Annotated in this window: 31 protein-coding genes; 7 read left to right on the forward strand and 24 right to left on the reverse strand. The window is 75.3% G+C overall.

Annotation, left to right across the window (positions count from 1 at the left end):
* Positions 1 to 12: 12 nt before the first annotated feature.
* The 3 genes from tsaD to tsaB are packed head-to-tail and all read right to left on the reverse strand — an operon-like array spanning position 13 to position 2239.
* Positions 13 to 1047, reverse strand: a complete 1035-nt coding sequence (tsaD, locus tag ACI782_RS10945) for a tRNA (adenosine(37)-N6)-threonylcarbamoyltransferase complex transferase subunit TsaD (RefSeq protein ID WP_456909011.1) — start codon at positions 1045 to 1047, stop codon at positions 13 to 15.
* Positions 1044 to 1490, reverse strand: a complete 447-nt coding sequence (gene rimI, locus ACI782_RS10950) for a ribosomal protein S18-alanine N-acetyltransferase (protein WP_456909013.1) — start codon at positions 1488 to 1490, stop codon at positions 1044 to 1046. The genes tsaD and rimI overlap by 4 nt, the downstream gene beginning before the upstream one ends.
* Complete coding sequence (tsaB, locus tag ACI782_RS10955) at positions 1487 to 2239, reverse strand: tRNA (adenosine(37)-N6)-threonylcarbamoyltransferase complex dimerization subunit type 1 TsaB (RefSeq protein ID WP_456909015.1); 753 nt, start codon at positions 2237 to 2239, stop codon at positions 1487 to 1489. The genes rimI and tsaB overlap by 4 nt, the downstream gene beginning before the upstream one ends.
* Here tsaB and ACI782_RS10960 point away from each other — a divergent pair.
* A complete protein-coding gene (locus tag ACI782_RS10960; RefSeq protein ID WP_456909017.1) occupies positions 2213 to 2893 on the forward strand; it encodes an alpha/beta hydrolase in 681 nt (226 codons plus the stop codon). The genes tsaB and ACI782_RS10960 overlap by 27 nt on opposite strands.
* A gap of 39 nt (positions 2894 to 2932) precedes the next feature.
* Here the strand turns inward: ACI782_RS10960 and tsaE are convergent, their stop codons facing one another.
* Positions 2933 to 3382 carry a tRNA (adenosine(37)-N6)-threonylcarbamoyltransferase complex ATPase subunit type 1 TsaE gene (tsaE, locus tag ACI782_RS10965; protein WP_456909019.1) on the reverse strand — a complete coding sequence of 150 codons (450 nt, stop codon included), beginning with the start codon at positions 3380 to 3382 and terminating at the stop codon, positions 2933 to 2935.
* Complete coding sequence (locus tag ACI782_RS10970; protein ID WP_456909021.1) at positions 3379 to 4008, reverse strand: uracil-DNA glycosylase; 630 nt, start codon at positions 4006 to 4008, stop codon at positions 3379 to 3381. Before ACI782_RS10970 ends, tsaE begins: the two co-directional genes overlap by 4 nt.
* Here ACI782_RS10970 and ACI782_RS10975 point away from each other — a divergent pair.
* Positions 3953 to 4675 carry a TIGR04222 domain-containing membrane protein gene (locus ACI782_RS10975; RefSeq protein WP_456909023.1) on the forward strand — a complete coding sequence of 241 codons (723 nt, stop codon included), beginning with the start codon at positions 3953 to 3955 and terminating at the stop codon, positions 4673 to 4675. The two genes, ACI782_RS10970 and ACI782_RS10975, sit on opposite strands and share 56 nt — an antisense overlap.
* A gap of 64 nt (positions 4676 to 4739) precedes the next feature.
* On the opposite strand, the gene ACI782_RS10980 is transcribed toward ACI782_RS10975, so the two are convergent.
* The 9 genes from ACI782_RS10980 to ACI782_RS11020 form a co-directional block, all read right to left on the reverse strand.
* Complete coding sequence (locus ACI782_RS10980) at positions 4740 to 5933, reverse strand: alpha/beta fold hydrolase (RefSeq protein WP_456909025.1); 1194 nt, start codon at positions 5931 to 5933, stop codon at positions 4740 to 4742.
* Complete coding sequence (alr, locus tag ACI782_RS10985; RefSeq protein ID WP_456909027.1) at positions 5933 to 7069, reverse strand: alanine racemase; 1137 nt, start codon at positions 7067 to 7069, stop codon at positions 5933 to 5935. Before alr ends, ACI782_RS10980 begins: the two co-directional genes overlap by 1 nt.
* Entirely contained in the window at positions 7066 to 8523 is a 1458-nt protein-coding gene (locus ACI782_RS10990) for an NAD(P)H-hydrate dehydratase (RefSeq protein WP_456909029.1), read from the reverse strand. The genes alr and ACI782_RS10990 overlap by 4 nt, the downstream gene beginning before the upstream one ends.
* A complete protein-coding gene (locus ACI782_RS10995) occupies positions 8520 to 8912 on the reverse strand; it encodes a holo-ACP synthase (RefSeq protein WP_456909031.1) in 393 nt (130 codons plus the stop codon). The genes ACI782_RS10990 and ACI782_RS10995 overlap by 4 nt, the downstream gene beginning before the upstream one ends.
* Before the next feature lie 159 nt (positions 8913 to 9071).
* Positions 9072 to 10934, reverse strand: coding sequence for a glutamine--fructose-6-phosphate transaminase (isomerizing) (gene glmS / locus ACI782_RS11000; protein WP_456909033.1), 1863 nt, complete (start codon positions 10932 to 10934; stop codon positions 9072 to 9074).
* 192 nt (positions 10935 to 11126) lie between these two features.
* Positions 11127 to 12470, reverse strand: a complete 1344-nt coding sequence (gene glmM / locus ACI782_RS11005; protein WP_456909035.1) for a phosphoglucosamine mutase — start codon at positions 12468 to 12470, stop codon at positions 11127 to 11129.
* 11 nt (positions 12471 to 12481) lie between these two features.
* A complete protein-coding gene (gene rpsI, locus ACI782_RS11010; protein WP_456909037.1) occupies positions 12482 to 12901 on the reverse strand; it encodes a 30S ribosomal protein S9 in 420 nt (139 codons plus the stop codon).
* Complete coding sequence (gene rplM, locus ACI782_RS11015; RefSeq protein WP_456909039.1) at positions 12898 to 13341, reverse strand: 50S ribosomal protein L13; 444 nt, start codon at positions 13339 to 13341, stop codon at positions 12898 to 12900. The genes rpsI and rplM overlap by 4 nt, the downstream gene beginning before the upstream one ends.
* A gap of 326 nt (positions 13342 to 13667) precedes the next feature.
* Positions 13668 to 14162 carry a beta-class carbonic anhydrase gene (locus ACI782_RS11020; RefSeq protein ID WP_456909041.1) on the reverse strand — a complete coding sequence of 165 codons (495 nt, stop codon included), beginning with the start codon at positions 14160 to 14162 and terminating at the stop codon, positions 13668 to 13670.
* A 123-nt stretch (positions 14163 to 14285) separates the two neighbouring features.
* Between ACI782_RS11020 and moeA the strand changes: the two genes are divergently transcribed.
* From moeA to ACI782_RS11035, 3 genes are read left to right on the forward strand one after another with little or no spacing between them, the layout of a single operon-like run.
* Entirely contained in the window at positions 14286 to 15488 is a 1203-nt protein-coding gene (gene moeA, locus ACI782_RS11025; RefSeq protein WP_456909043.1) for a molybdopterin molybdotransferase MoeA, read from the forward strand.
* A complete protein-coding gene (gene moaC / locus ACI782_RS11030) occupies positions 15485 to 16033 on the forward strand; it encodes a cyclic pyranopterin monophosphate synthase MoaC (RefSeq protein WP_456909045.1) in 549 nt (182 codons plus the stop codon). The genes moeA and moaC overlap by 4 nt, the downstream gene beginning before the upstream one ends.
* Complete coding sequence (locus ACI782_RS11035; protein ID WP_456909047.1) at positions 16030 to 16524, forward strand: MogA/MoaB family molybdenum cofactor biosynthesis protein; 495 nt, start codon at positions 16030 to 16032, stop codon at positions 16522 to 16524. The genes moaC and ACI782_RS11035 overlap by 4 nt, the downstream gene beginning before the upstream one ends.
* A gap of 156 nt (positions 16525 to 16680) precedes the next feature.
* Here the strand turns inward: ACI782_RS11035 and fdhD are convergent, their stop codons facing one another.
* The gene (fdhD, locus tag ACI782_RS11040) at positions 16681 to 17508 is read right to left on the reverse strand and encodes a formate dehydrogenase accessory sulfurtransferase FdhD (RefSeq protein WP_456909049.1); all 828 of its coding nucleotides are present in this window, start codon (positions 17506 to 17508) and stop codon (positions 16681 to 16683) included.
* 42 nt (positions 17509 to 17550) lie between these two features.
* On the opposite strand from fdhD, the gene mobA reads away from it, so the two are divergent.
* Positions 17551 to 18162, forward strand: a complete 612-nt coding sequence (gene mobA / locus ACI782_RS11045) for a molybdenum cofactor guanylyltransferase (protein WP_456909051.1) — start codon at positions 17551 to 17553, stop codon at positions 18160 to 18162.
* Positions 18163 to 18171: 9 nt separating this feature from the next.
* Positions 18172 to 18834, forward strand: coding sequence for an NAD(P)H-binding protein (locus tag ACI782_RS11050; protein WP_456909053.1), 663 nt, complete (start codon positions 18172 to 18174; stop codon positions 18832 to 18834).
* A gap of 47 nt (positions 18835 to 18881) precedes the next feature.
* On the opposite strand, the gene truA is transcribed toward ACI782_RS11050, so the two are convergent.
* The 9 genes from truA to infA all read right to left on the reverse strand — a co-directional run bounded on the left by truA (position 18882) and on the right by infA (position 24148).
* Complete coding sequence (gene truA / locus ACI782_RS11055) at positions 18882 to 19766, reverse strand: tRNA pseudouridine(38-40) synthase TruA (RefSeq protein WP_456909055.1); 885 nt, start codon at positions 19764 to 19766, stop codon at positions 18882 to 18884.
* Positions 19738 to 20121, reverse strand: coding sequence for a hypothetical protein (locus ACI782_RS11060; RefSeq protein ID WP_456909057.1), 384 nt, complete (start codon positions 20119 to 20121; stop codon positions 19738 to 19740). Before ACI782_RS11060 ends, truA begins: the two co-directional genes overlap by 29 nt.
* Entirely contained in the window at positions 20118 to 20807 is a 690-nt protein-coding gene (gene rplQ, locus ACI782_RS11065) for a 50S ribosomal protein L17 (protein ID WP_456909059.1), read from the reverse strand. Before rplQ ends, ACI782_RS11060 begins: the two co-directional genes overlap by 4 nt.
* 158 nt (positions 20808 to 20965) lie before the next feature.
* The gene (locus tag ACI782_RS11070) at positions 20966 to 22039 is read right to left on the reverse strand and encodes a DNA-directed RNA polymerase subunit alpha (protein ID WP_456909061.1); all 1074 of its coding nucleotides are present in this window, start codon (positions 22037 to 22039) and stop codon (positions 20966 to 20968) included.
* A gap of 138 nt (positions 22040 to 22177) precedes the next feature.
* Positions 22178 to 22804: a 30S ribosomal protein S4 gene (gene rpsD, locus ACI782_RS11075; RefSeq protein ID WP_456909063.1), complete on the reverse strand. Its 627-nt coding sequence runs from the start codon at positions 22802 to 22804 to the stop codon at positions 22178 to 22180.
* Positions 22805 to 22839: 35 nt separating this feature from the next.
* The gene (gene rpsK / locus ACI782_RS11080) at positions 22840 to 23247 is read right to left on the reverse strand and encodes a 30S ribosomal protein S11 (RefSeq protein WP_014377968.1); all 408 of its coding nucleotides are present in this window, start codon (positions 23245 to 23247) and stop codon (positions 22840 to 22842) included.
* A 98-nt stretch (positions 23248 to 23345) separates the two neighbouring features.
* Positions 23346 to 23726, reverse strand: a complete 381-nt coding sequence (gene rpsM / locus ACI782_RS11085) for a 30S ribosomal protein S13 (protein ID WP_091380978.1) — start codon at positions 23724 to 23726, stop codon at positions 23346 to 23348.
* 14 nt (positions 23727 to 23740) lie between these two features.
* Positions 23741 to 23854: a 50S ribosomal protein L36 gene (gene rpmJ, locus ACI782_RS11090; RefSeq protein ID WP_012950458.1), complete on the reverse strand. Its 114-nt coding sequence runs from the start codon at positions 23852 to 23854 to the stop codon at positions 23741 to 23743.
* 72 nt (positions 23855 to 23926) lie between these two features.
* The gene (infA, locus tag ACI782_RS11095) at positions 23927 to 24148 is read right to left on the reverse strand and encodes a translation initiation factor IF-1 (RefSeq protein ID WP_012950459.1); all 222 of its coding nucleotides are present in this window, start codon (positions 24146 to 24148) and stop codon (positions 23927 to 23929) included.
* Between the last annotated feature and the right edge of the window lie 150 nt (positions 24149 to 24298).

Raw genomic sequence — 24298 nt, forward strand, 5'->3', positions numbered from 1 at the left:
CCGCTCGACGGCTCAGCGGGTGACGACGTCGATCGGCAGGGAGCTGTCCGCACCGAGGTCGGGGGCGGACGGCGCCACGCCCGCCTCGACCAGCCGCGAGCCGAGCGCGGCGACCATCGCGCCGTTGTCGGTGCACAGCCGCGGGCTGGGGACGCGCAGCACGATCCCCGCCTCCGCGCACCGCTCCTCGGCCAGCGCGCGCAGCCGCGAGTTGGCCGCGACCCCACCGCCGAGCACCAGGTGGTCGACGCCGTGCTCCTGGCAGGCCCGGACGGCCTTCCTGGTCAGCACGTCGGCGACCGCCTCCTGGAACGACGCCGCGACGTCGGCGACCGGCACCGGCTCCCCCGCCCGCTGCCGCGCCTCGACCCAGCGGGCGACCGCGGTCTTCAGGCCGGAGAAGGAGAAGTCGTACGGGGCGTCGCGGGGGCCGGTGAGCCCGCGCGGGAAGTCGATGGCGTCGGGGGCGCCCTCGCGCGCGGCCCTGTCGATCGGTGGTCCGCCGGGGAAGGGCAGGCCCAGCACGCGGGCCACCTTGTCGAAGGCCTCCCCCGCGGCGTCGTCGATGGTGCGGCCCAGCGACTGCACCTCGCGGGCGAGGTCGGGCACGAGCAGCAGCGAGCTGTGCCCGCCGGAGACGAGCAGCGCCAGCGACGGCTCGGCCAGCCTGCCGTGCTGCAACTCGTCGACGGCGACGTGCGCGGCCAGGTGGTTGACCCCGTACAGCGGCTTGCCGAGGGCCAGCGCGTACGCCTTGGCCGCGGCCAGCCCGACCAGCAGCGCGCCGGTCAGCCCCGGGCCGGCGGTCACCGCGATCGCGTCGACGTCGTCGGCCTGCACACCCGCCTCGGCCAGGGCGCGGTGCACCGTGGGGACCATCGCCTCCAGGTGCGCCCGCGAGGCGATCTCCGGGACGACGCCGCCGAAGCGCTCGTGCTCGGCCATCGAGGTGGCCAGCGCGTCGGACAGCAGCGTCCGCCCGCGGACGAGCCCGACCCCGGTCTCGTCGCACGAGGTCTCGAAGCCCAGGACGAGCGGCTCGGTCACAGCTTCTCCCGCTTCATCACGACGGCGTCGGTGCCGCTCGGCTGGTAGTACCTCGGCCGCCGGCCGACCTCGGCGAACCCGCGCCTCCGGTAGAGCCCCTGGGCCACCTCGTTGTCGGCGCGGACCTCCAGCAACACCACCGGGCTGCGCCGGTCGGCCTCCGCCAGCAGCGCGTCGAGCAGCTGCGCGCCGATCCCCTCACCCTGCCGGGCGGTCGCCACCCCGATCGTGGCCACGTGCGCCTCGTCGTCGTAGGCGATCAGCCCCGCGTAGCCGACGACGCGGTCGGCGTCCTCGGCCACCAGGTAGTACCGGGTGTCGGTGCGGGACAGCTCGTCCCGGTACATCGCCGCCGTCCAGGTGTCGGGGGCGAAGAGCTCCTCCTCGAGCTCCAGGACGGCCCCGAGGTCGGCCAGCCGCATCGGCCGCAGGCGCACGCTCATGTGGTGGTCACCGGCTTGAACGACGTCGGCGGGACGGCGTCGGGACGGCGCAGGTAGAGAGGCACCAGGGGGTCGGCGGACGAGGGGTCGGCCAGCTGCGCCGCAGCGGCCCGCAGCAGCCCCGCCGTCGTCACCTCGGCCGGGGTGACCTCGGTGCCGAGCCGCTCGGCGAACCGCGGGTCGCCGACCACCGGGCCCTCGACGAGGAGCTCCTCCGGCCGGACGACACCGGGGCCGGTGGTCCGTGACCCGTCGGACGCGTACGCGGCCCAGTAGACCTCCTTGCGGCGGGCGTCGGTCACCACCGTGCGGGCGCCCTCGCCGATCGCGTCCAGCGAGCAGACGCCGACGGCGGGCAGCCGGCGGGCGTCGGCCAGCGCCGCGGCGGTGACCACCCCGACCCGCAGCCCGGTGAACGGGCCCGGGCCCAGCCCGGTGACGACGGCGTCGACGTCCGCCGTCGACCGCCCGCTCTCCTGCAGCACCTCGGTGACGGCGACGGTGAGCAGCTCGGCGTGCCGGTTGCCGGACGGGACCGCCCGCTCGGCGAGGACCTCGACCGGGCCCTCCGGGGACCAGCGCGCCAGGCCGGCGACCAGCGTCGGGGTGGCGGTGTCGAGCGCGAGGACGAGCACGACGGCCCAGCGTAGTTGCGCCTCCCGGCCCCCGGCCGGGTCGGGCATGATCGGCCGCCCCCACGCCTCGACGGAGAGGACTCCGCCATGACCGCGACCCTGCTGCTCGTCCACGGCGCCTGGCACGGCTCCTGGTGCTGGGAACCGCTGCGGGACGCGCTGGACGGCGTTCCCGTCCGGACGGTCGACCTGCCGAGCGTGGGCAGCGACCCGGCCGCCCTGGGCAGTCTGGACGACGACGCGCAGGCCGTCCGCGCCGCACTGGCCGACATCGAGGGCCCGGTCGTCGTGCTGGGGCACTCCTACGGGGGCATCCCCGTCACCGAGGCGGCCACGGCCGACCTCGGCGTCGCGCACCTGGTCTACCTCTGCGCCTTCCAGCTCGACGTCGGCGAGTCCCTGGTGGGCAGCCTGGGCGGGCAGCCCCCGGACTGGCAGGAGGTGCACCCCACGCACGTCCGGGTCACCACGCCCGAGCCGGTCTTCTACAACGGGGTGGACCCGGAGCTGACGGAGCGGGCCGTGAGCCGCCTCCGCCTGCACTCGGTCAGCTCGTTCACCCAGCCCCTGAGCCGCGCCGCCTGGACCGAGCTGCCCAGCACCTACGTCGTCTGCGAGCAGGACCAGGCCATCCCGGTGTCCGCGCAGGAGGCCATGGCCCGGCGGGCCGGCGAGGTGCTGCGCATGGACGCCGGTCACTCGCCGTTCCTGTCCCGGCCGGCCGAGCTGGCCACGCTGCTGCGGCCGGTCCTGGACCGGGCCGGCTGAGCCGACCCCGACCCCGCGGTACTCGGCCGGTGAGGGGCGTCAGCCGTCGAGGCGCCGCTCCCAGCCGGGCCCGTGCGGCACGAGCAGCGCCGTCCGGACGTCGTCGTCGCGGCGGTCCAGCCGCACCTCCAGGTGCTCGTCGGCGAGCTGCTCGACCAGGCCCTGACCCCACTCGACGACGGTGACCGACTCCTCGGTCGAGGCGTCGAGGTCCAGGTCGTCGACGTCTGCGACGCCGCCGAGGCGGTAGGCGTCGACGTGCACCAGCGGCAGCCGGCCGCCGCGGTGCACGCGGGCGATGACGAACGTCGGGGAGGTGACCGGCTCCCGCACGCCGAGCGCCTCCCCGACGCCCTGGGTCAGCGCGGTCTTGCCGGCCCCCAGCGGACCGACCAGCACGACGAGGTCCCCGGGGCGGAACAGGCCGGCCAGGGCCCCGCCGAGGGCACGGGTGTCCTCGGGGGTGGGCAGCACGTGCTCGCGCTTCACGGCAGGCTCCTCGCGACCGCGGTCAGGTCGGCGAGCAGCCCGGCCCGCGGCGCCCCGTTGGGCCCGAACCGGATCGCCGCCGACGGGTGGTAGGTCGCCCACACGGCCCGGCCACCCACCTCGTGGGCCCGGCCGCGGACCTCGGCCAGCACGGTGCGCGGGCCGAGGAACCACTTGGCCGACGACAGGCCGAGGGCGACCACGACCGGTGGGTCCAGCAGCTCCAGCTGCCGCCGCAGCCAGCCGCTGCACCGCGCCACCTCCGGCGCCTTCGGCGTCCGGTTGCCCGGCGGGCGACACTTCACCACGTTCAGGACGGCGGCCTGCCCGCGGTCGAGCCCGGCCTCGGCCAGGAGCTGGTCGAGCAGGGCACCCGACCTCCCGACGAACGGCCGCCCGGTGGCGTCCTCCTGCGCGCCGGGCGCCTCGCCGACCAGCGCCAGCCGGGGACGTCCGGCGGCCGGGACGTCCCCGACCACCACGTGCTGCCGGGTGGCGGCGAGCTCGGGGCAGGCCACACAGGGGCGGGCCGCCGCGGCCAGGGCGGCCCAGTCCGGCGCCGCGGCGGCGGTGCGGGCCACCTCCTCCGCGGCGGCGTCGAACCGGGGCGGACGGGGTTCGGCCACGACCAGCACCCTACGGTCCCGGACCGCGGCGGCCTTCCGCACCCGAGCGGCCGGTGGCACCGTTCCTCCCACCGGGAGGTGGGTCATGACGGGTCCCGCGGCGTTCCCCGCCCTCGACCTCTACGAGGTCGCCTTCCTCGCCGGTGGTGTGCCGCGGGTCGTCGACACCGCCCTCGTGGCGATGGTCGAGGCGGGGCGCGTCCGCGCGCGGTCCCCCGGCCAGCTCGCCGTCGTCGAGCCGTCCCGGCGGCACCCCGTCGAGGCCGCCGTCCTCGACGCCGTCGGCACCCGCGGGCACCGTTCCGTCGACGTCGTCCGGTGGCGGCTCGCCGACGACGACCGCGTCCGCGCCGTCGGCCGGCGGCTGGCCGCCGAGGGGCTGGTGAGCCGCTGGAGCGGGGTCCTGCGCCGCGGCGACCGGCCTCCGCTCCGGACGGCCGCGGGACGGCGTGCCCTGCGCACCTGGGAGCCGACCGACCGCGCCCTGGACGGCGGGAGCGCGGTCCTCGTCGCCCGGCACGGCCGCACGCACGTCACCGACGTCCTGCTGCGTGCCTCGGTCTTCGAGTGCCCGTCGTCCCCGCGGCCGCCGACGTCACTCGGGGACCGCATCCGGCGCGGCCGCGGCGGTTGGTGGGAGGAGCACGTTCCCCCCGATCCCTTCTGAGACGCCGGCCGTTCCACGGGGTCCGCCTCCCCGGCGCCGCGGCTCCTGGACCGCTCCCGGGCGCTCAGGCGACGTCCGGGAGCCGGGCCACCACCCCCCGCAGCAGCGCCGACAGCGCGGCGGTCACCTCGTCGGGCTTCTCGAGCAGCACCATGTGGCCGGCGTCGGCCACCGTCACGTACTCGACTCTGCCGTCCCCCGCCCACCCGAGCCGCGCCACGATCGCGTCGCTGTGCTCACCGGGGATGAGCGTGTCCTTCGCGCCGGTCAGCACCAGCGTCGGGACGGCGCGCAGCGGCTCCAGGGCGGCCGTGTGGTCCATGCCGGCCAGCGCCGGGTAGAACTCCGCGATCACCTCCACCGGAGTGCCGGCGATCATCGAGTCGACGTAGCGGCCGAGGGCCGGGTCGACGTCGGCGGAGGCGAACGACAGCCCCCAGGTCACTTGCGAGATCAGGTCCGCGGCCAGGCGCCGGGTGCGCTCGGCGAGAGCCGGACGGCGGCGCATGGTGAACGCCGCGACCGGCAGGAGCGCGGCCCGCACCCGCGTCAGCAGCTCCGGCATCCCGAAGTCGAGGTCGGCCAGGTTCCCGCTGGAGGTGCTCAGCAGCGCGGCGCCGACGACCTTGGTGCCGAACAGCTCCGGCCGCAGCGCGGCCAGCGCCATGATGGTCATCCCGCCCATCGAGTGGCCGACCAGCACCACCGGCCCCCGCGGCACCCGGGACTCGACGACCCGCGCGAGGTCGCGGCCCAGCTGCTCCATCGTCGAGTGCTCGGCCGGCCCGCGACCGGAGGAGCCGTGGCCGCGCTGGTCGTAGAAGACCAGCCGGGCCTTCGGGCGGGAGCCGTTGGCGGTGGCCAGTTCCGCGCCCAGCGCCCGCCGCTGGAAGGCCCACGACGCCATCGACAGCGTGTAGCCGTGCACGAAGACGACGGTCAGCGGCGCGTCCGCCGGCCCCACCTCCTCCACGTCGAGCAGCACGCCGTCGTCGGCGAGCACGAGCGCCGTCCGGTCGGCCCGCCGCGCGTCCGGTCCGAGCGGGTCGTCCTCGCGCAGCTCGGCGTCCGACGCGCCGGCCGGCAGCCCCGCCGCAGACCCCAGCCGCTCGGCGCCCACCCGGCGCGCCGCGGCGCGGCTGAGCCCGATGCCGACCGCGGTGCCGGCGGCAGCCAGGCCGAGGACCGCGCCCACGATGCCGACGCGGTGGTGCGGGGATCCCTTCCGCGCCGTCGCCTGCTTCTTGGCCGCCGCCATCAGACCGCACCCGCCGAACCGACGTGGCGGCGGGTGAAGCGGCCCCCGATCCGGGTGACCAGCTCGTAGTGGATGGTGTCGACGGCGTCGGCCCACTGCTGCGCGGTCGGCTCGCCGCGGTCGCCCGGCCCCCAGAGCACGACCTCGTCGCCGGCCCGCACCTCGGCGTCGCCGACGTCGAGCACGAACTGGTCCATGCAGACCCGGCCGGCGATGGTGCGGTGCGCCCCGGCGGCCAGGACGGGGGCCCGGTTCCCCGCCGCCCGCGGCACCCCGTCGGCGTACCCGACCGGCACGAGGACGAGGGTGGTCTCGGTCTCCGGGAAGTAGGTGTGCCCGTAGGAGACGCCCACCCCGGCCGGCACCCGCTTGGTCAGCGCGACCGCGGCCCGCACGGTCATCGCGGGGCGCAGCCCGTGGACCGCGGGGTCCCCGCCCAGCGGGTCCAGGCCGTAGATCGCGACGCCGGGCCGGACCATGTCGTACCAGGTGTCGGGCAGGGCGACGGTGGCCGCGGAGTTGGCCAGGTGCCGCCGGGCGTCGGTCAGCCCGGCCCGCCGGGCGATGGCGACGGCCTCCTCGAACACCCGCACCTGCGCACCGATCGTCGGGTGCGTCGGGGCGTCGGCGTAGGCCATGTGGCTCCACAGCCCGACGACCTCGACCTCGCCCCCGGCCTGCGCGCGGGCCGCGGCGGCGACCAGACCGGGCCAGTCGGCCTCGGTGGCGCCCTCCCGGGACAGGCCGGTGTCGGCGAACAGGTGGAGCCGGGCGGTGCGGCCCGTGGCGCGGGCGGCCGCGAGCACCTCGTCCAGCGCCCACTCGGCGTTGACCGACAGCTCGACGTCGGCGTCCAGCGCGGCGGCGTAGTCGGTGCCCGGGGCGTGCAGCCAGGCGAGGACCGGGGCGGTGATGCCGGCCGCCCGCAGCGCCAGGGCCTCCTCCAGGACGGCGACGCCGAGCGCGTCGGCCCCGCCGGCCAGGGCGGCGCGGGCCGCGGGGAGCATGCCGTGCCCGTAGCCGTCCGCCTTGACGACCGCCATGAGGGGCCGGCCGACCCGCTCGCACAGCACGGCGGTGTTGGCGGCGATGGCGTCCAGGTCGACGACGATCTCCGCTCGCGCTCGAAGGGTCACGCCCTCGAGTCTCCCAGGCGGTCGGCCGGCGCCCCGTGCAACCGGGCCAGCGTCGCGGGCAACCGGCGGACCAGGTCGCCGGCGATCAGCGGGCCGTGCTCGGCGGCCGCCTGCCCCGCCCGGCCGTGCACGTGGGCGGCCACCGCCGCCGCCTCGACCGCGGGCAGCCCGGTCGCCAGCAGCGCCCCACCGATGCCGGAGAGCACGTCGCCGGTGCCGGCGGTGGCCAGCCAGGGGGTGCCGGTGCCGTTGACGTACGCGGTGCCGTCGGGCGCGGCGACGACCGTGGCGTCGCCCTTGAGCAGCACGACGACGCCCAGGTCCGCGGCCAGCCGGCGGGCCGAGCCGACCCGGTCCGGGGTGACGTCGGCGCCGAAGCGCGCGAACTCGCGGTCGTGCGGGGTCAGCACGGTGGCGGCGCCGCGGTCGCGCACCAGGCGCGGCTGCTGCGCGGCCATCGTCAGCGCGTCGGCGTCCACCAGGACCGGCAGGTCGGTGGCCAGCACCTCGGCCAGCACGCTGCGCGCGTCGTCGTCGGTGCCCATGCCGGGGCCGACGACCCAGGCCTGCACCCGGCCGGCGTCGCCCGGCCGGCCCTCGGTGACGATCGCCTCGGGCCACGCGGTCCGCACGCCGGCCGCGGCCGTCCCGGCGTAGCGGACCAGGCCGGGACGGGCCCGCAGCGCGGCGCCCGTGCAGAGGACGGCGGCCCCCGGGTAGGTCGACGAGCCGGCGACGATCCCCACCACGCCCTGCGTGTACTTGTCGTCGCCTGCGTGCGGCGGCCGGATGCGCGCCGCGGCGTCGGCATCGGTCAGCCGGTGGACCGACGCGGCCGGCAGCTCCAGCCCGATGTCGACGAGGTGGACCGTCCCCGCGTACCCGCGGCCCTCCCCCACCACGAGCCCGGCCTTGACCGCGCCGAAGGTGACCGTGTGCTGCGCCGGGAACGCCGCCCCCGGGACCGCGCCGGTGCTGGCGTCGACTCCGCTGGGCACGTCGACGGCGACCATCAGGCCGGGCCCCGCCGCCGCCTGCTCGACCAGCGCGGCGGCCGCCGGACGCAGCTCGCCGGTGGCGCCGATGCCGACGATCCCGTCGAGCACGAGGTCGGCGCGGTCCAGCCCGGTGGGCCCGTCGGGTCCGGTGACCCGCCCACCGGCAGCGCGCAGGGCGGCCAGGCCTGCCGGGTGCGCGCGGTCGGCGTCCAGGAGGACGGCGGTCACCCGCGCGCCGCGCCGGGCGAGGGCGGCGCCGGCGAACAGCGCGTCCCCGCCGTTGTTGCCGGCGCCGACCAGGGCGGTGACCCGGATCCCGACGGCGCGGCCCAGCAGCCGCAGGCACGCCGTCGCCAGCCCGGTGGCGGCCCGCTGCATCAGCGTGCCCTCGGGCGTGGTGGCGAGCAGCGGCGCCTCCGCGGCGCGCACCTCGTCGGCCGTGTAGAGCCCGATCACGGCACGGCGTCCCCGCCGGGGAGGCCCTCCGCGACCACCACGGCCGACGCGATGCCGCCGTCGTGGCTCAGCGACAGGTGCCAGGAGGTGACGCCGAGCTGGGCGGCCCGGCCGGCGACGGTGCCCCGGACCTCCAGGTGCGGCCGCCCGTGGGCGCCGACGGTCACCTCGGCGTCGTGCCACTGCAGGTCCCCGGGTGCCCCCAGCGCCTTGGCGAGCGCCTCCTTGGCCGCGAAGCGGGCGGCCAGCGACTCCCCGGTGCGCGGCGTGCCCGACGGCGTGGTCTGCTCGGCGGCGGTGAACAGGCGGTCGCGCAGCCCGGGCGTGCGGGTCAGCGACGCGGCGAAACGGTCCACCGGCACCACGTCGATGCCGACCCCGATGATCACGGCGCCAGTCTGCCCTGCCGCCGTCCCCCCCGCCGTCCCGGTGCGAGGCCGGCCTCAGCACAGCGCCGCCGACCTCGCGGTGTGCGGCGAGGTCGGCGGCGACGGTGTGCGGTCGGCGGTCAGCTCACTCGACGGCGCCCTGCGTCGGTTCCGGCTCCGTCACTCGACGGTGACGGACTTGGCCAGGTTGCGCGGCTGGTCGACGTCGTAGCCGCGGGTGTCGGCGATCTCGCAGGCCAGGACCTGCAGCGGCACCGCGGTGACCAGCGGCGCCATCAGCGTCGGGGTCTGCGGCACGCGGATGATGTGGTCGGCGTAGGGGACGACGTCCTCGTCGCCGTCCTCGGCGATCACGATCGTGCGCGCGCCCCGGGCCCGGACCTCCTGGATGTTGGAGACCACCTTGCCGTGCACCGACTCCCGCGCCCGCGGCGACGGCACCACGACGACGACCGGCGTGCCCCGGTCGATGAGCGCGATCGGGCCGTGCTTGAGCTCGCCGGCCGCGAAGCCCTCGGCGTGGATGTAGGCGAGCTCCTTGAGCTTGAGCGCACCCTCGAGCGCCACCGGGAAGGCGACGTGCCGGCCGAGGAAGAGGATCGTGTCGGCGTCGGCCAGGGACCGGCCGAGCGCGCGCACCGGCTCCATCTGGTCCAGCACCTCGCGCACCGCGTCCGGCGTGCGGCGCAGGTCCTCGACGATCGCGGCGACCTCGTCGGCGAACTTGATGCCCCGGACCTGGGCGAGGAAGAGCCCGACCAGGTAGCAGGCCACGATCTGCGCCAGGAAGCTCTTGGTCGAGGCGACCGCGACCTCGGGCCCGGCGTGGGTGTAGAGCACCGCGTCGGACTCGCGCGGGATGGTCGACCCGTTGACGTTGCAGATCGCCAGCACGCGGGCCTTCTGCTCCTTGGCGTGCCGCAGCGCCATCAGGGTGTCCATGGTCTCGCCGGACTGGCTGATGACGACGACCAGCGTGGAGCGGTCCAGCACCGGGTCGCGGTAGCGGAACTCGCTGGCCACCTCGACCTCGACCGGGATGCGGGTCCAGTGCTCGATGGCGTACTTGGCGATCAGCCCGGCGTGGTAGGAGGTGCCGCAGGAGACGACGAAGACCTTGTCGATCTCGCGCAGCTCCTGGTCGGACAGGCGCACCTCGTCGAGCACCAGCTCACCGTTGTCGCCGAGCCGGCCCAGCAGGGTGTCGGCGACCGCCTGCGGCTGCTCGGCGATCTCCTTGAGCATGAACCAGTCGTGGCCGCCCTTCTCGGCGGCCGCGGCGTCCCAGTCGACGGTGTAGGCGGTCGGCTCGACGACGGTGCCGTCGAAGCCGGTCACGGTCAGCCCCCGCACGCGGTCGATCTCGACGACCTGGTCCTGGCCGAGCTCGCGGGCCTCGCGGGTGTGCGCGATGAAGGCGGCGACGTCGGAGCCGAGGAAGTACTCGCCGTCGCCGACGCCCACCACCAGCGGGCTGTTGCGGCGCGAGGCGACGAGGGTGTCGGGCTCGTCGGCGTGCGAGGCCACGAGGGTGAAGGCCCCCTCGAGCCGACGGCTCACCGCGCGCATCGCCTCGGCCAGCCGGCCCGGGCCCTCCGGGGTGGCCGCGTACTGCGCCGCGAGCAGGTGCGCGGCGACCTCGGTGTCGGTCTCGGAGGTGAACTCGACCCCGGCGGTCTCGCACTCGACCCGCAGGGCGGCGAAGTTCTCGATGATCCCGTTGTGGACCACCGCCACCTTGCCGTCGGCGGAGACGTGCGGGTGCGCGTTGCGGTCGGTCGGCCCGCCGTGGGTGGCCCACCGCGTGTGCCCGAGGCCGATGGTCGCCTGGGGCAGGGGCCGGTCGGCGAGGACCTTCTCCAGGTTGGCCAGCTTGCCGGCCTTCTTCGCCGTCGCCATCGCCCCGTCAGCGAGGACGGCGACCCCCGCCGAGTCGTAGCCCCGGTACTCGAGCCGGCGCAGCCCGTCCAGGACGACGTCCAGGGCGTTCTGCGGGCCGACGTATCCCACGATTCCGCACATTGTGCCGAGGGTACCGGCGGGGGCCGGACCGATCCGTCCCCGCGCCCCACTTGTCCCCCGCAGGAGCGAGACGCTCGCCTCACTCGAGGCTGACAGGGGTCGACGGGCCGGTCGACGGTGACCCGGGTCGCCGTCCGCGCCGGCCCCCTCCCGGGTCCCGCCCCGAGCTCGCGAGGGTCGGGGAGGAGGGGGTCAGTCGACGGAGGCGACGACCTCGGCCAGCCGGCCGGCGATGCCGTCGGCCTGCTCCTGGGTGGGCGCCTCGACCATCACGCGGACCAGCTGCTCGGTGCCCGACGGGCGCAGCAGCACCCGCCCGTCCTCGCCCAGCTCGGCCTCGCAGGCGTTCACCGCGGCGGCGACGGCGTCGCTCTCCACGACGGCGAGCCGGTCGCGGACCGGCACGTTGACCAGCACCTGCGGCAGGCGCACCACGACCGACGCCAGCTCCGCGAGGGACGAGCCGGTGGCCGCCATCCGCGACAGCAGCGCCAGGCCGGTCAGCAACCCGTCGCCGGTGGTCGCGTGGTCGAGGAACACCAGGTGCCCGCTCTGCTCGCCGCCGAGGCTCAGCCCGTGCTCCCGCAGGGCCTCGAGCACGTACCGGTCGCCGACGGCGGTCGTGTGCACCGCGATGCCGGCGTCGCGCATGGTGTGGTGGAAGCCGAGGTTGCTCATCACCGTCGCGACGACGGTGTCACCGGAGAGCTCACCGCGCTCCTTGAGCGCCAGCGCGCACACGGCGAGGATCGCGTCGCCGTCGACCTGCTCCCCGGTCGCGGTCACCGCGAGGCACCGGTCGGCGTCCCCGTCGTGGGCGATGCCCAGGTCGGCACCGTGCGCCCGGACCGCCTCGGTCAGCGGCCCCAGGTGGGTGGAGCCGATGCCGTCGTTGATGTTCCAGCCGTCGGGCTCCCCGCCGATGACGTGCACCGTGGCGCCGGCCCGGCGGTAGACCTCCGGGGCGACGGTCGCGGCGGCGCCGTGCGCGCAGTCGACGACGAGCGTGAGGCCGGCCAGCGGCTGGGGCACGGTCGACAGCAGGTGCTCGACGTAGGCGTCGGCACCGGCCGGGATGTCGCGCACGCGGCCGATGTCCGCGCCCGAGGGCCGCGGGCCGGACCTCTCGCCGGAGGTGACGATCTGCTCGATCGCGGCCTCGACGGCGTCCGGGAGCTTGTGCCCGCCGCGGCTGAACAGCTTGATGCCGTTGTCGGGCATCGGGTTGTGACTGGCGGAGATCATCACGCCGAGGTCGGCGCCGGTGTGCGCCGTGAGGTGCGCGATCGCCGGGGTGGGCAACACCCCGGCCCGCAGCACCTCGGCACCGGCACTGGCGAGGCCCGCCACGACGGCGGCCTCGAGCATCTCCCCGCTGGCGCGGGGGTCGCGGCCGACGACCGCGACGGGACGCGAGGTCCCGTCGCGGCCGGCGAGCACGCCGGCAGCAGCACGTGCCACCGAGAGGGCCAACTCCGGCGTGAGGTCGGCGTTGGCCCGACCCCGGACGCCGTCGGTCCCGAACAGGCGACCCACGGGCGTACCGGTCAGCGCTTCGAGTACTGAGGCGCCTTGCGCGCCTTCTTCAGGCCGTACTTCTTCCGCTCGGTGACGCGGGCGTCACGCGTGAGGAAGCCGGCCTTCTTGAGGGCCGGACGGTCCTCGGCGTCGACCTCGACGAGCGCGCGGGCGATCGCCAGGCGCAGCGCGCCGGCCTGCCCGCTGACGCCGCCACCCCGGAGGATGCCGACGACGTCGTACTGCTCGGCCCGCTCGACGGTCACCAGGGGCTCACGGATGAGCTGCTGGTGCACCTTGTTCGGGAAGTACTGCTCGATGCTCCGGCCGTTGAGGCGGAACTGGCCGGTGCCGGGCAGCAGCCGCACGCGGACCACGGCCTCCTTGCGCCGGCCTACGGTCTGCACCGGACGCCCCTCGGCGTCGGTCACGGTCAGTGCGCTGGTCACTGGGCCACCTGCTTGATCTCGTAGGGCTGGGGCTGCTGCGCGGCGTGCGGGTGCTCCGGCCCGGCGTACACCTTCAGCTTCTTGAGCATCTGACGGCCCAGGCTGTTGTGCGGCAGCATCCCCTTGATCGCGCGCTCGATGACGCGGTCGGGGTGGGTCTTGAGCTGGTCGCCCACGTTGATGGTCTTCAGACCGCCCGGGTGACCGGAGTGCCGGTAGGCGTTCTTGGTCTCCCGCTTGGTGCCGGTCAGCGCGACCTTGCCCGCGTTGACGATGACGACGAAGTCGCCGACGTCCACGTGCGGGGCGTACTGGGGCTTGTGCTTGCCGCGCAGCAGCTGCGCGGTCTGGCTGGCCAGTCGACCGAGCACCACGTCAGTGGCGTCGATGACGTGCCACGCCCGGCTGACCTCGCCGGGCTTGGGGGTGTACGTGCGCACGGCGCTCGTGTCCTCCGTCGTCGTCGGATCGGCTGGTGGGATCGCCTCACCGAGCACGGGAGACGGTGCAGCACGCGCGGGCACCAGCCGGCCCGCGCGCCAGCCGACGACGATACCAGCCGGCTCCTCCCGCCCCCTCAGCCGTCGACGAGGTCCCGCTGCGCGGGCACAGCTCGTCCGTCCGGGCGACGTCGTCGGCCCGCGGCGGCGCCGAGCACGCCGACGCCGACCAGGTGACTGCCGAACCCGACGTGACAGCGGTGGGAGAAGGCCCCGTCGGCCCCGGCCCTCCAGGAGCCGCGGAGCCGCAGGTCACGACAGGTGGGTCAGGACTCCAGGGCGACCGGGCGCAGCCGGCCGGTCGCGACGTCGTACACGGTGCCGCTGACCTCCCGCGAGACCAGGTAGGGGCAGTCGCGCAGCAGCCGCATGGACTCCCGGACGTCGTCGTCGACGTCGGTGAACGCCCGCGCCGCCCACGGCGGACGGCGGCCGGTGGCCTGCTCGACGAGGTCGGCGAAGGACGTGTCGTCGGTCGCCTGCAGGCCGCAGTTGGTGTGGTGCACGAGCACGATCTCGCGGGTGCCGAGCAGGTGCTGGGAGATGGTCAGGGACCGGATGGTGTCCTCGGTGATCACCCCGCCGGCGTTGCGGATGACGTGCGCGTCACCCACGGCCAGGCCCAGCAGCGGGAACAGCGGCATCCGGGAGTCCATGCACGCCACGATGGCCAGCGCCCGCGCCGGCCGCACCGGCAGCTCGCCGGGGAACTGGCCCACCCACTCCTCGTTGGCCGCCAGGATCCGTTCGATCTCCGCCACGTCCGCCCCTCCCGCCTGCGACTGCGCCGACCCTAGCCGCGGCGCCGGCCGGCCTCACACCGGGACGGCGGTGATCACGGAGCTGTCCGGGGCCCCGGGTGCGGACGCGGGCGATCGGTCAGGATGTGCCCCGTGCGCACGGTCGAGGAACACCAGGCGGTCGTCGCCGCCCTCCTGCCGGACATGGCCGACGAGGAGGTGGCGCTCGCCGCGGCGCACAACCGCGTCCTGGCGCGGGACCTGACCGCCGCGGTGCCACTGCCGGGCTTCGACAACTCCGCGATGGACGGGTACGCCGCGCGGTGGGCCGAGGTGTCCGCTCTGCCGGTCCGGCTGCCGGTCGCCGACGACATCCCGGCCGGGCGCACCGACGTCCGGCCGCTGGCGCCGGGGACGGTGCAGCGGATCATGACCGGCGCCCCCCTGCCGGCCGGCGCGGACGTCGTCGTGCCGGTGGAGCTCACCGACGGCGGCACCCAGGTGGTCGAGATCCGGGACGCCCCCGCGGCCGGCACCCACCTGCGCTGCGCCGGGGAGGACATCGCCGCCGGTGCGGTGGCGCTGACCGCCGGCACCCCGCTGGGCGCCGCCCAGCTCGGCCTGGCCGCGGCCGTCGGGGCGCGGACCCTGACCGTCCGGCGCCGCCCACGCGTTTTGGTGCTCTCCACCGGCAGCGAGCTGGTCGAGCCCGGGGCGCCGCTGCTGCCGGGGCAGATCTACGAGTCGAACTCCGCCCTGCTGGTCGCCGCGGTCGAGGACGCCGGCGGCACGGCCCGGCGGCTGCACTTCGTCCCCGACGACGTCGAGCAGTTCCTCGGCACGGTGCGCGCCGAGCTGGCCACGGCGGATCTGCTGGTGACCAGCGGCGGCGTGAGCGCGGGCGCCTACGAGGTGGTCAAGGACGCCTTCCGGGCGCTGGGCACCGTCGAGTTCGTCAAGGTGGCCATGCAGCCGGGCGGTCCGCAGGGCGCGGGCACGGTGGACGGCGTCCCGGTGGTCACCCTCCCCGGCAACCCGGTGAGCTCGTTCGTCTCCTTCGAGGTCTTCGTGCGCCCCGCGCTGCGCCGGGCGCTGGGACACGCCTCCCCCGGCCGGCTGCGCGCCCCCGCGACCCTGACCGCGCCGCTGCGCTCCCCCGCCGGGCGCCGTCAGTTCCTGCGCGGACGCTACGACGGCGGGCAGGTATCCCAGGTCGGCGGCCCCGGGTCGCACCTGGTGGCCCACCTGGCCCGCGCCAACTGCCTGGTGGTCGTCCCCGAGGACGTCACCGAACTGCCCGCCGGCGCCGAGGTCGACGTCGTGCTGATCGAAGGAGCCCTCCAGTGACCGGTGACCCCGCGAGCATCGACCCGACGGCCGACAACCCGACCCGCGGCGAGGGGGTGGACTCGCCCCTCGCGGAGACGCCGCGGCTCACCCACGAAGACGCCGCCGGCGCCGCGCGCATGGTCGACGTCTCGGCCAAGCCCGTGACGGCCCGGGAGGCGACCGCGGCCGGGCGGGTCTTGATCAGCCCCGAGGTGGTCGCCCTGCTGCGCGGAGAGGGCGTGCCCAAGGGCGACGCCGTCGCCGTGGCGCGCATCGCCGGGATCGCCGGGGCCAAGCGGACGCCGGACCTCGTGCCGCTGTGCCACCCGATCGCCCTGCACGGCGTCACCGTCGACGTGACGGTCGCCGACGACGCGGTCGAGATCACCGCGACCGCGCGCACCGCCGACCGCACCGGGGTGGAGATGGAGGCGCTGACCTCCGTCGCCGTGGCCGGGCTGACCGTCATCGACATGGTCAAGGCGGTCGACCCGCGGGCCACGATCACCGACGTCCGGCTGCTGGCCAAGTCCGGCGGGAAGAGCGGGGAGTGGCGGCGGTGAACGGCCTGCCCGACGACGCGCGCGCCGTGGTGGTGACCGCCTCCAACCGCGCGGCTGCCGGGGTCTACGCCGACCGCAGCGGGCAGGCGCTCGCCGAGGGGCTGCGCGAGCTGGGCTTCACCGTCGGGGGCCCGCACGTGCGCCCCGACGACGTCGCCGAGCTGGAGGTGGTGCTGCGTGAGGCGGTCGCCTCCGGCGCGGACGTCGTCCTCACCACGGGCGGCACCGGGCTGTCGCCCACCGACGTCACCCCCGAGGCGACCCGTGCGGTGCTCGAGCGGGAGGCGCCCGGCATCGCGGAGGCGGTCCGCCGCCACGGCGAGCCGGGGGTGCCGACGTCGGTGCTCTCCCGGGGGCTGGCCGGAACGGCCGGGCGGACCCTCATCGTCAACCTGCCCGGCTCGACCGGCGGCGTGCGCGACGGGCTCGCGGTGCTCGGCCCGCTGCTGCCGCACGTGGTCAGCCAGCTCCGCGGCGGCGACCATGCCTGACGTCGTCCTCCGGACGACACCGCGGCCAGGTGCCGTCCCCGACCGACGCTGAGCTCACTCCGGCGACCCGCCGGGGACCCTCCGGGCCCGCCGCCCGGCCACCGCCTCGCAGGGCGGCTCAGTTGCCGAGTGCGCGAGCACTGGACTTCTGCGCTCTCACACTCCGGTGATGCGCTCCGGGCAGGTGTAGACGTTGCAGCCGTCACCGCGGAGGAACCCGACCAGGGTGATGCCGACGTCGGCGGCGAGCTCCACCGCCAGTGACGACGGCGCCGACACCGCGGCCAGCACCGGGATGCCCGCCATCGCCGCCTTCTGGGTGAGCTCGAAGCTCGCCCGGCCGCTGACCATGAGCACGTGCCCGGCCAGCGGCAGCCGGCCCGACCGCACCGCGTCGCCGACCACCTTGTCGACGGCGTTGTGCCGGCCGACGTCCTCCCGCAGCGCGACCAGCTCGCCGGCGGCGGTGAACAGGCCGGCCGCGTGCAGTCCGCCGGTCTTGTCGAACACCTGCTGGGCCGCGCGCAGCCGGTCGGGCAGCGCGAACAGGGTGGGCAGGTCCAGCCGGACGGGGTCGGCCGCGACGTCGTGGCGGCTCCTCGTCCGGATCGCCTCGATGCTGGCCTTGCCGCACACCCCGCACGAGCTCGAGGTGTAGAAGTTCCGGTCCAGCGCGGTGTCCGGCGCCTCGACCCCGGGCGCGAGGTCGACGTCCACGACGTTGTAGGTGTTGCGGCCGTCGGGGTCGACCGAGTCGCAGTAGCGCAGCCCCAGGACGTCGTCGGCGCCGCCGATCACGCCCTCGGTGGCCAGGAAGCCGTGCACCAGGTCGAAGTCGTCCCCCGGGGTCCGCATGGTCACCGCGAGCGGCGTGCCCGACAGGCGCATCTCCAGTGGCTCCTCGGCCGCCACGGTGTCCGGTCGGGTGGTGCGCGCCGAGCCGCGGATCCGCAGCACCGGCGTCCGGCTCGTGACTCGTCCCACGAGGCGCGACGCTACCCACGTCCGCGCCCTACGGTGCTGCCTGTGCCCGCGCTGCCGCCCTATGCCGCCGTCGTCCTGGCCGGCGGCCGCGCCGCACGGATGGGCGGGCAGGCCAAGCCGCAGCTCGACGTGGGCGGCCGCACCATGCTGGCCGCCGTCCTCGCGGCGGTCGCGGACGCGCAGCCGCGAGTGGTCGTGGGACCGCCCCAGCCGGTACCGCCGGACGTCGTGGTCGTCCGCGAGGAGCCGCCCCGGGGCGGGCCGGTCGCCGCGATGCGGGCCGGGCTGGCCGCCGTCCCCACGGAAGTGGTCGCGGTGCTGGCCGGCGACCTGCCGTTCCTCACCCCCGCGCTGGTCCTCGCCCTGCGCGAGCGGCTGACCGGTGACGGCGTGCTCGTCGTCGACGACACCGACCGCGACCAGCTGCTGCTCGGCGTCTGGCGGACGGCGGCGCTGCGGGCCGCCCTCGACGGTGTCACCGGCCCGACGTCGGTGCGCAAGGTGCTCGCCCCGCTGGCGGTGCGGCGCCTGCGCCCGGCCGTGCCGCCGGGGCAGCCGCCACCGTGGACCGACTGCGACACCCCCGCCGACCTCGCCCGCGCCCGGGCCGCGGCCGCGGAGGCGGCGCGGGTGGGACGGCGGCGCCGCGGGTAGCCCGGACCCGTGCGCATCGTCGTCGCCGGAGCCCACGGGCAGGTCGCCCGCCGCCTCGGTCGCCTGTTGGCCGGCCGCGGGGACACCGTGGTCGGCATCGTCCGCAACCCCGACCACGAGGCCGACCTGAGGGGCGACGGCGTCGAGCCGGTCGTGCTCGACCTCGAGCAGGCCGCGGTCGACCGGGTCGCCGAGGTCGTGCGCGGCGCCGACGCGGTGGTGTTCGCCGCCGGGGCGGGTCCGGGCAGCGGCGCCGCCCGCAAGCACACCGTCGACCGCGGTGCGGCGGTGCTCCTGGCCGATGCCGCCGAGCGCGCCGGCGTCCGCACCTACCTGCTGGTCTCCTCGATGGGCGTGGAGCAGGCCCGCCACGGCACGCCCCAGGGCATGGACCCGGTGTTCGCCGCCTACCTGCAGGCCAAGCTCGCCGCCGAGGACGTCATCCTCCCCCGCCCCGGGCTGGACACCGTGGTGCTGCGGCCCGGACGGCTGACCGACGACCCCGGCACCGGCCGCGTCACGCTGGCCCACGGCGTCCCGTACGGGGAGGTGCCGCGGGACGACGTCGCCGCCGTGCTGGTCGCCCTGCTCGACGCACGGAAGACCGACGAGGTCGTGGAGCTCGTCAGCGGGTCCACCCCGATCGCCGAGGCCGTCACCGCCCTGCCCTGACGGCCGGTCCACGGCACGCGGGGGCCGGGACGGACCGGGGGCCTTCCTCAGTCGCGCCGGGCGCGCGTGACCAGCGCGCGGGCGGCCAGCTCACCGACGGGCGGGTAGTCCACCGCCACCAGCGTGAGACCGGCGGCGGGGGCCACGACCACCTCACCGGCGCGCTCGCTTCGCGGGAGCAGCGAGGCCGGCCACTCGGGGGGACGCCGCCCCTCTCCCACCGCGAGCAGAGCCCCCACCAGGCTGCGCACCATCGAGTGGCAGAACGCGTCCGCCGAGGCTCGCACGAGCACCAGGTCGCCGTCCCGCTCGGCCGACAGCGCCAGCAGCGTCCGGACGGTCGTCGCGCCCTCCCGGCGGCGGCAGAAGGCGGCGAAGTCGTGCTCGCCGAGCAGCAGCCCGGCCGCGAGCGACATCGCCTCGACGTCGAGGGCCCGCGGCCACCCGACGGTGTCGAACCGGCGCAGCGGCGGCGGCCCCGCGTCCACGTCGGTGAGCCGGTAGACGTAGTGCCGGCGGAGGGCACCGAAGCGGGCGTCGAAGTCCGGCGGCGCCTCGGTCACGGCGGTCACCGCGATGTCGGGCGCGAGCACGCCGCGGAGCCGGCGGACCAGCTTCGGCCGCTGCTCGTCCCACGTGCTCCGCGGGACGTCGGCGTGGGCCACCTGACCGGTCGCGTGCACCCCGGCGTCGGTCCGCCCGGCGACGGTCAGCTCGACCGGGGTGCGCAGCACCGTCCCCAGCGCCGCCTCCAGGTCCCCTTGCACCGTGCGCTGCCCCGGCTGGCGCGCCCAGCCGTGCAGCGCCGTGCCGTCGTAGGCGACGTCCACCCGGAGACGGACGAGCCCGCCACCGGGATCGGTGGCGGGCTCGTCGTCGTGGTGCCGGCTGGTCAGTGACCGCTCACTTCGGGTCGGGCGCGGCGTCGCCACCCTCGGTGTGGGTGCCGGCCGTCGCGGCGTCCATCGTCTCCGCCGCGTTCACCTCGGCGGCGGCCGCCTTCTCGAGCTCCGGGGAGAGCGCCGGGTCGTCCACGAGCACGGTGTTGACCGGCTCGGGCTGCGGGGTCACCGCGCCGTCGTCCTGCCGCTCGTCGTCCGGGTTGAAGACGTCGGTCACGACCTGCTGCGCCTCGGGGTCGACGTCCCCGCCGGTCACAGCCGGGGAGGTGTCGCCGCCGGGCCCGGTGGTCTCGCCCGCGAGGGTCGCGCCCTGGTCACCGCCGCTGGCGGGCACCCCGGCGGCGCCGGCGTTGCCGCCCTCGCCCGGGTTCGCCCGGTCGCTCATCGCGTGCCGTCCGCGTCCTCGGCCTGGGTGTCGACGGCGTCGCCGCTGACGTTGCTGCCGGCCTCCGCCTCGTCCGCGACCTCGCCACTCTCGGCGGCCTCGGTGTCGACGGCGTCGCCGCTGACGTTGCTGCCGGCCTCCGCCTCGTCGACGACCTCGGCGCTCCCGGCGGCGTCGGTGGTCTCGGCGGCGTCGGTGGTCTCGGCGGCGTCGGTGGCCTCCAGCGCCTCGGCGGTGACCTCACCGGCGGCCGCAGCCGCGCCGGCGCCGGCGGCGAACCGGGTGCCGCGGGCGCGCTCGGCCTCGCCGACGGCCTGCTGGGCCACGGTCTGCCCCTCGACGAGCTCGATCACGGCCATGGGGGCGTTGTCGCCCTTGCGCGGACCGACCTTGGTGATGCGGGTGTAGCCACCGGCCCGGTTCTCGTAGCGCGGACCGATCTCCGCGAACAGGGTGTGGACGACGTCCTTGTCCCGGATGACGGTCATCACCCGGCGACGGGCGTGCAGGTCACCGCGCTTGGCGAAGGTCACCAGCTTCTCGGCGAACGGGCGCAGCCGCTTCGCCTTCGCCTCGGTGGTGGTGATCCGCCCGTGCTCGAACAGCGACGTGGCCAGGTTGGCCAGCATCAGCCGCTCGTGCGCGGGGGACCCGCCGAGACGGGGGCCCTTGGTGGGGGTGGGCATGTCGGTCCTTCCTCAGGCGGCCGGGCCGCGGTGCCGGCTGCGTTCCGTGGTGCTGCTGTCGATCGGCGCGCTCCGCGCGCGGTGGTGCGTCCGGACCCAGTGTGGCGGCCCGGAGGGCGGGGCCGGACGGCGGGTCCCCCCGCCGTCCGGCAGTCACCTCAGAGCTGCTCGGTCTCCTGGTAGGAGCCGTCGTCGTACTGCGCCTGGTCGTAGGCGGCGTACTCACCGTGCTGCTGGTAGGCGTCGGTCTCGTAGCCCTCGTCGTAGCTCTCGACCGAGGTCGGGATGAACCCGGGAGGGCTGTCCTTGAGCGCGAGGCCCATCGCCGCCAGCTTCATCTTGACCTCGTCGATCGACTTGGCCCCGAAGTTGCGGATGTCGAGCAGGTCCGCCTCGGAGCGGGTGACGAGCTCACCGACGGTGTGCACGCCCTCGCGCTTGAGGCAGTTGTAGGACCGGACGGTGAGGTCCATGTCCTCGATCGGCATCGAGAAGTTCGCGATGTCGGCGGCCTCGGCCGGGCTCGGCCCGACCTCGATGCCCTCGGCGTCGATGTTCAGCTCGCGGAGCAGGCCGAAGAGCTCGACCAGGGTGGAGCCGGCGCTGGCGATCGCGTCGCGCGGGGCGATCGACGGCTTGGTCTCGACGTCGACGACCAGCCGGTCGAAGTCGGTCCGCTGCTCGACGCGGGTGGCCTCGACGGCGTAGGTGACCTTGAGCACCGGCGAGTAGATGGAGTCGACGGGGATCCGGCCGATCTCCTGGCCCGGCTGCTTGTTCTGCGGCGCGGGCACGTAGCCGCGGCCGCGCTCGACGACCAGCTCGATCTCCAGCCGGCCCTTGCCGTTCAGCGTGGCGATGTGCAGCTCGGGGTTGTGCACCTCGACACCGGCCGGCGGCGCGATGTCCGCGGCGGTGACCTCGCCCGGGCCCTGCTTGCGCAGGTACATGGTCACCGGCTCGTCGGAGTCGGAGCTGACGACCAGGCCCTTGAGGTTCAGGATGATCTCGGTGACGTCCTCCTTGACCCCGGGCACGGTGGTGAACTCGTGCAGGGTCCCCTCGATCCGGATGCTGGTGACAGCAGCGCCGGGGATGGAGGAGAGGAGGGTGCGGCGCAGGGAGTTGCCGAGGGTGTAGCCGAAGCCCGGCTCGAGCGGCTCGATGACGAACCGCGAGCGCTGCTCGGAGAGGGTCTCCTCGGTCAGCGTCGGACGCTGTGCGATGAGCATTGCGGTGTTCTCCTTGGGGTCCTCCGGCGCCCGCCATATGACGCCGTGAGGGGTGGTGCGGGCTCCGGCGGGCATCCGTCCGCCCGCAGGAGCCGCTCCGGGACCGGGCCGTCGGACCCGGCCCCGGAGTGCGAGCTCTTACTTGGAGTAGAGCTCGACGATCAGCTGCTCCTGGACCGGGGTGTCGATCACCTGGCGGGGCGGGACGCTGTGCACGAGCACGCGCAGCTGGTTGCTGATGACCTCCAGCCACGGCGGCACGGGACGCTCACCGGCGCGGGCCTGGGCGATCTGGAACGGCACCATCGCCTTGGACTTCTCGGCGACCTCGATGATGTCGTTCGCGCTCACCCGGTAGGACGGGATGTCGACCTTGCGGCCGTTCACCCGGATGTGGCCGTGGCGGACCAGCTGGCGGGCCATGTCGCGAGACTCGGCGAAGCCGGCCCGGTACACGACGTTGTCCAGCCGCGACTCCAGGATCTGGAGCAGGACCTCACCGGTCTTGCCGGTCTTGCGGTTGGCCTCTTCGTAGTAGCCGCGGAACTGCTTCTCCAGCACGCCGTAGATGCGGCGGGCCTTCTGCTTCTCACGCAGCTGCAGCAGGTACTCGCTGTCCTTGCTGCGGCCCCGGCCGTGCTCGCCCGGCGGGTACGGCCGGATCTCGATCGGGCACTTCGGGGACTCGCACTTGCTGCCCTTGAGGAACAGCTTCATCTTCTCGCGCCGACACAGGCGGCAGTCGGCTCCGGCGTAACGGGCCACGTCAGGTACTCCTCGTTCGTCTCGTCAGTGGCCGGTCAGACCCGGCGGCGCTTCTTCGGGCGGCAGCCGTTGTGCGGCTGCGGCGTCACGTCCTGGATCTGACCCACCTCGAGGCCGGTGGCCTGGAGGGATCGGATGGCGGTCTCACGGCCGGAGCCGGGGCCCTTGACGAAGACGTCGACCTTGCGCATGCCGTGCTCCTGCGCCTTGCGCGCGGCGTTCTCGGCAGCCATCTGCGCGGCGAAGGGCGTCGACTTGCGCGAGCCCTTGAAGCCGACGTGGCCGGCGGAGGCCCAGCTGATCACGTTCCCGTTGGGGTCGGTGATCGACACGATGGTGTTGTTGAAGGTGCTCTTGATGTGCGCGGCGCCGTGGGCGACGTTCTTCTTCTCCTTGCGGCGGACCTTCTTGGCACCAGCCGCGGCGCGAGCCCTGGGAGGCATGTCTCTCCGGTTTCCTTCTGATCAGTGGCCAGATGCAGCACGCGGGCGCGCCGTCGCTCCCGCCCTCACGGGTCGCCTGCGACGGCGCGCTGCACGGCTTACTTCTTGCCGGCCTTCTTCTTGCCGGCGATGGTCTTGCGAGGACCCTTGCTCGAGCGAGCGTTGGTGCGGGTGCGCTGACCGTGGACGGGCAGGCCGCGACGGTGACGCAGGCCCTGGTAGCAGCCGATCTCCACCTTGCGGCGGATGTCGGCGGCCACCTCGCGGCGCAGGTCCCCCTCGACGCGGAAGTGCTCGTCGATGTAGTCACGCAGCTTCAGCAGGTCCTCGTCGGTGAGGTCCTTGGCGCGCAGGTCGGGGCTGACGCCCGTCGCGGCCAGGGTCTCCTTCGCGTGGGTCTTGCCGATGCCGTAGATGTAGGTGAGCGCGATCTCCATCCGCTTCTCGCGGGGCAGGTCGACGCCGGCCAGTCGTGCCATGTCCAGGTACTCCCTCAGCCCTGCCGCTGCTTGTGGCGGGCGTTGTCGCAGATGACCATGACCCGGCCGTGCCGGCGGATCACCTTGCACTTGTCGCAGATCTTCTTCACCGACGGCTGGACCTTCACCGGTGCCGCCCCTCATTCCTCAGATCGTGAGCCGCGCGCGCCCGCCCCGGACGGGACGGCACGCAACGGCAGTTACTTGTACCGGTAGACGATGCGACCGCGGGTCAGGTCGTAGGGCGAGAGCTCCACGACCACGCGGTCCTCGGGCAGGATGCGGATGTAGTGCTGGCGCATCTTGCCGCTGATGTGGGCGAGCACCCGGTGCCCGTTCTGCAGCTCGACCCGGAACATCGCGTTGGGCAGCGGCTCGACGACGCGACCCTCGACCTCGATGGCCCCGTCCTTCTTCGCCATACCCGACACGGCCTCCCGGCTCGACTGCGCCCACGCGGAGACCCGCCGGACGCGCTGGTTGATTGCAGAACAGGTGGTGCAGACACTCCCGCGAGGGCGCCCCGTGTCGTACGGCCACAGCACGACAACAGGACGGCGCGAGCGCCAACG

The organism is Geodermatophilus sp. SYSU D00703, from assembly GCF_054050155.1.